At 67.0% G+C, this 5,225-nt stretch carries 7 protein-coding genes; 6 read left to right on the top strand and 1 reads right to left on the bottom strand.

Features of this window, described 5'->3' with window-relative positions; genetic code table 11:
* The 6 genes from VD964_RS20190 to VD964_RS20165 all read left to right on the top strand — a co-directional run.
* A partial coding sequence (locus tag VD964_RS20190; protein ID WP_324870301.1) for a flagellin occupies positions 1-1,050 on the top strand: 1,050 nt, incomplete at its 5' end.
* Between the two features lie 204 nt (positions 1,051-1,254).
* Positions 1,255-1,653, top strand: coding sequence for a flagellar biosynthesis regulator FlaF (locus tag VD964_RS20185; protein WP_324870300.1), 399 nt, complete (start codon positions 1,255-1,257; stop codon positions 1,651-1,653).
* A complete protein-coding gene (locus VD964_RS20180; protein ID WP_324870299.1) occupies positions 1,643-2,101 on the top strand; it encodes a flagellar biosynthesis repressor FlbT in 459 nt (152 codons plus the stop codon). The genes VD964_RS20185 and VD964_RS20180 overlap by 11 nt, the downstream gene beginning before the upstream one ends.
* 4 nt (positions 2,102-2,105) lie before the next feature.
* On the top strand, positions 2,106-2,504 hold the full coding sequence (locus VD964_RS20175; RefSeq protein ID WP_324870298.1) for a hypothetical protein: 399 nt from the start codon (positions 2,106-2,108) through the stop codon (positions 2,502-2,504).
* Positions 2,501-3,292: a DUF1217 domain-containing protein gene (locus tag VD964_RS20170; protein ID WP_324870297.1), complete on the top strand. Its 792-nt coding sequence runs from the start codon at positions 2,501-2,503 to the stop codon at positions 3,290-3,292. Before VD964_RS20175 ends, VD964_RS20170 begins: the two co-directional genes overlap by 4 nt.
* Positions 3,293-3,330: 38 nt before the next feature.
* Complete coding sequence (locus VD964_RS20165) at positions 3,331-4,443, top strand: hypothetical protein (protein ID WP_324870296.1); 1,113 nt, start codon at positions 3,331-3,333, stop codon at positions 4,441-4,443.
* 9 nt (positions 4,444-4,452) lie between these two features.
* Here the strand turns inward: VD964_RS20165 and VD964_RS20160 are convergent, their stop codons facing one another.
* A complete protein-coding gene (locus tag VD964_RS20160; protein WP_324870295.1) occupies positions 4,453-4,893 on the bottom strand; it encodes a YbaN family protein in 441 nt (146 codons plus the stop codon).
* Positions 4,894-5,225 lie beyond the last annotated feature (332 nt).

Here is a 5,225-nt window from a genome sequence, read left to right as displayed (position 1 = left end):
TCGCTGGAGCTGGGTTCGGGCACCACCAACACCGCGTCGGTGGCCTCCAAGAACATCGTCGAGAACCTGCAGACGCTGAAGGCCCGCGTCATCGCCGGCCAGACCAACGGCGTCGACAAGACCCTGATCCAGAACGACGTCGACCAGCTGGTGAAGCTGATCAAGGGCGCCGCCGCCGATGCCTCCTTCAACGGCGACAACCTGCTGCGCGTCACCTACTCCAACGACGGCACGGCCAAGGACAAGAACGTCTCGATCCTGGCCTCGCTGAGCCGCAGCGACAGCACGGTCGACCCGAGCTACATCGAATTCCAGCGCCAGGACATGCGCGTGGAGTCGATCGTCGGCAAGGCCACCATCGAGCAGCAGGTCGATTCGACCAACGCCACCAAGGCCAAGGTCGACATCAAGTTCGGCGCGCCGGGCGCCACCTTCATCGACGGCCAGAACCTGGGCCTCGGCAACCTGACGCTGACGGTCACCAAGGAGAACGGCACCAAGGCCGAGGTGTCGGTCGACCTGTCGGCCCAGACCTACGACACCAACCTCGCCACCACCCAGGGCAACATCGCCACCGCGGTGAACACCGCCCTGACCGCGGCCGGTGCCGACTTCCAGGTCGCCTTCTCCGGCGACACGCTGACCTTCACCGACCAGGACGTGAACACCGACGGCAACTTCACCGCCCAGGTGTCCGGCCTGTGGGTCGGCTCGAAGGAAAGCGACGCCTTCGGCGGTCTCGCCGATCTGACCCAGATCGACGTGGTCAACAACTCGAAGAAGTCGCTGGAAGTCATCAACTCGCTGCTCGACAGCGCCATCGGCAAGGCGTCGGTGATCGGCTCGATCGAGAACCGCGTGTCGGTGCAGAACGACTTCGTGTCGAAGCTGACCGACTCGATGAACAAGGGCATCGGCGCGCTGGTCGACGCCGACATGAACGAGGAATCGAGCCGTCTGCAGGCCCTCCAGGTCCAGCAGCAGCTCGCCATCCAGGCTCTGTCGATCGCCAACCAGGGCCCGCAGAACATCCTGTCGCTGTTCCGCTAAGTTCCTTCGCGGGTGGCGTCATCGTCCGAACCCCTGGACGGTGGCGCCGCCCCGTCGGCCATGCCCGTTCACGCCGTCCGCAAGACGGAGCGGGCATCGCCGACGGCCGGCCACCTCATTCGCCGGATCCTCGACCGTCCACCAAGACCCACCGCAACCGGTCCGGCTTCCCGCCGCCAAGGACCCCACCGCAGGGGTGCGCCCATGAGCATCGCCGCCTACCACCAGACCATCGCCGAGTGCGACGATCCGCGAAAGATCGAATACCGGGTGTTCCTGCGGATCACCCTGGCCCTGGAAACCTACCGCGAGGCCGACTGGCGCTCCGCCGAGCTGAAGGACGCGCTGTGGCGGAACCTGGAGCTGTGGAACGCACTGCGCGCCGATCTGCTGGAGGACGGCAACGCCCTGCCGGAAGCGTTGCGCGCCGGGCTGGTCTCGCTGTCCTTCGCGGTGAACCGCAACACCCAGCGCGTCCTGCGCGGGGAGGGCGGCATCGATCTGCTGATCCACATCAACCGGTCGGTCATGCAGGGCCTGCAGGGTGCCGCCCAGCAGCCGGCGCGGGAGCTGGCCACGGAGGAACTGTCCTATGGCACTTAAGCTCCGCCTCAAGCCGTGCGAGCGGGTGGTCATCAACGGCTGCGTCGTGCAGAACGAGAATCGCCGCTACACCCTGACGATCTCCAACTTCGCGCAGATCATCCGCGGCAGCGACATCCTGCAGGAAGAGGATGCGGTGACCCCGGTGCGCCGCGCCTATTTCCTGATCCAGAGCATGCTGCTGGACCCGGCCACGGCCGCTGCCGGCAGCGGTGCGGTGGCGGAGATGATGGCGCAGCTCTACACCACCTTCTCCCGTCCCGACATTCAGGACCGTATCGCCGGCGCCATGGGCCATGTGGGCGAGCGCGACTACTACAAGGCGCTCTCCGCCCTGCGCCCGGTCATGGAGTATGAGGGGACGCTGCTGTCGGCGGCCAATGCGGCCCCGACGGTATCCATCCAGGCGGCCCAGGCGGTGCAGATCGACCGTCACGCGGGAGGATGACGCCATGTCCACCCCCGTCGCCGGCGTGACCGGCCCGAGCGGCGAACGCTCTCCCGCCAGCGCCGACATCATCGCCGAGGCCCGCCAGCGGCAGGCCGACCGTCTCCGCGCCGCCCAGGCCGAGACGACCAAACCGGCGGAGGTGGTGGAGCGCACCGCGAAGACCGATGGCGCGGAGGCGGAGCCCAAGCATGCCGTCCGGCCCTACCGGGTCAACCTCGACCCCGGCACGAGCCGGCTCTACACCGAGGTGCTCGACACCGCGACGGGGGAGGTGATCATGCGCATCCCCGCCAAATACGGGGCGGAAACCGACGCCGCCGACGAGCAGCCGGCCATTCCGCGCGACGGCAGCGAGATCGGGGCCGAAATCGGGGCCGGGATCGGGGAGGTGAAGGCATGACCACCCTCGTCGATCTCCGCGTCGTCAGCCGCAACCACGACCGCTACGAACAGGCGGTGCGCAGCCGCCCGGCGGTGCAGCGGGCCATCTCCTATTTCCAGGAGAACATCGGCAAGGTCTCCAGCACCGAAGACTTCATGAAGGACGACAAGCTCTATCGCTTCGTCCTCGACGCCTTCGACCTTGGCAGCCAGGCCAAGTCGCGCGGCCTGATCCGCAAGGTGCTGGAGGAGGGGGTCAGCGACCAGTACTCCACCGCCAACCGGATGAGCGACACCAAGTTCCGGGAGATGGCGACCATCCTCGGCTTCGCCGAGAATCACGGCGCCAACCTGAAGCAGCCTGCCGTCGTCCAGGCGATCATCGACCGCTATGTCAACGTGACGCTGGAGGTGGAGTCCGAGAACACCAACCCGGCGGTCCGCCTGGGTCTCTATTTCCAGCGGCGGTCGGGCAACATCAACAACTGGTATCAGGTGATGGCCGACAATGCCCTGCGCAAGGTGGTCTACACCGCGCTCGGCCTGCCGGAGCAGACGGCGCTGCTGGACGTCGACAAGCAGAAGGCGCTGCTGGAAAAGCGGATGGACATCGCGGACCTGAAGAATCCGCAGAAGGTCGCCAAGTTCCTCGACCGCTTCGCCGCGATGTACGACATGCAGAATGGCGGTGCCACCGCCATGGCGGCCATGCCGTCGATCGGACCGATCTCCCGCAGCGGGCGCGCGTCGGTCATCTCCATCGATCCGTCCATCACCATGACGCTGATGAGATTCCCGCGCTTCTGACAAGCCCGCGGGGGCTCGGCAGAGGGGAGAACCCAGCCTTGCCGCCAGCCGGCACCCCACAGGAAAGACCGGGGCGCGACCGCATCCGGCCGCCGGCCACCACCGGAGCGGCGGCGGTGCGGCTGAAGCCGTCGGCCTCCTCGGAGGAGGATGAGGCGCGCGATGCGCTGCACATCCTGCCGCTGTCGATCCTGCCGCTGGAAACGCCGGGCCTGCGCCGGGCGCGGCTGATCAAGAATGTCCGGCTGGAGACGGTGGCGGAGCTGTTCAACGACGCCCAGACCGGCAGCGGCCAGATCGGCATCAACCAGCTGCCCAAATGCTTCGGCATCGACGACCCGGAATTCCGCCGCGACCTGCGCAAGATCGCGCAGATCGCCGAAGCCGCCAGCTTCGACGTCTACAGCCTGCGGCTGGAGCTGCGCCGGCTCAACATCGACGTCGATGATTCCGACGCCCTGCGCCTGTCGCAGGCCAAGCGGGCGGAACTGACCAGCTACATGCGCGTCTTCACCCGGCCGCTGATCGAGCATGTCTACGGCATCCAATGCTCCGAAATCGCCAGCGTGGACGAGCTGATCCGCCTGTTCGCCCAGCCCGACGTGGAGGAGGCGCGGCGCCGGCTGCAGATGACCGCCGACCGGCTCGACATCCCGCTGCAGGAAATCCCGGCCTTCCTGGAGGAATATGCCGACATCTTCCTGTCGCTGGCCTATTTCAAGCGCTGCCTGGACGACATCGTGCCCGACGTGCAGGGCTTTCTCGGCTGGATGGCGGAACTCTATCAGGTCAGCGAGGTGCGCCGCGACACCCGCCAGGGCCGGATGCTGGACGAGATCGGCCACGACCTGACCGACATCGCCACTTCCATCACCGGGCGTTTCGAGAGCTTCGACAACCGTTCCCGCGATTTCTGGCGCGACATCAATCCGCAGAGCTTCCGCAGCATCCGCGATCTGATCGTCACCCACCACCTGACCATCGGCGGCGTCCTGTGCGGTCTGGCGGTGAAGATGAATCTGTGGAAGCACCGCTTCGCCCGCGGCGGCGGCCCGGTCCGGCGGCTGGAGTTCATCCGGTCCGAAATCCTGCCCGGTCTGGCCCACATCAAGACCATTGAACAGGCGTCGCGCAACAATCTCGGCGGGTGAGGGGCGGGCTCAGGTCTTGTCGTCGGCCGAGGGCGTGGGGCGCGACACCACATAGGTGCCGGCCGCCACCATGACCGTCCCGACGCCGCCGAGCACCAGATAGCCCGGCGAGGACAGGGCGAGCACGGTGAAACCGGACGACATGCCGGCGATGGCGAAGACCTTCGCCTTGACGGGAACGGCGCCGCGGTCCTGCCACTCGCGCACCGCGCGGCCGAAGCGCGGATCGTTGCGCAGGCGTTCGCGCAGGGCCGGATTGCTGCGGGCATAGGCCCAGCCGGCCACAAGTAGAAAAGGAACCGTGGGCAGAACCGGCAGGACCGCGCCGGCCGTGGCGAGACCGACCGCGGAATGGCCGATCAGCAGCCAGAGCCAGCGCCGGCTGCGTGGGGTGCCGGCGTTGTCGCTCTTGCTGTCGTTGTCACCGTCCTCCGCCACCTGACCACCCACGCGATTGAAATCCGGCGGAAATCCTAGCATGGGCGTGCATCGGCGCTCCAGGGCGTCCGGCAGCATTTCAGGAGCTGTTTCAATACCGGGGAATATCCCCTCTCCCCCCGGGGAGAGGGTTAGGGTGAGGGGGACGCGTCGAAAGAACTTTTCTAGAGAGCAGCGCGTCGCGCATCCCAACATCCACGCCTTGCATCCCCCTTGTATCTGGAATGGGTCCCTGTTTCGTGATGGAACTTGGATAGCGCCGGGTCCGGTGGCCACCGGACCCGGCGCGAGGCGGACGGCGCCCGACGCCCCTCAGGCCACAACCGTGGGTGAGCCATGGGACC

The sequence above is a fragment of the Azospirillum sp. genome (genome assembly GCF_035628975.1).
In the GTDB taxonomy this organism is placed as follows: domain Bacteria; phylum Pseudomonadota; class Alphaproteobacteria; order Azospirillales; family Azospirillaceae; genus Azospirillum.
Note: the sequence above shows the minus strand (reverse complement) of the source record. Positions and strands in the feature narration are given on the sequence as shown.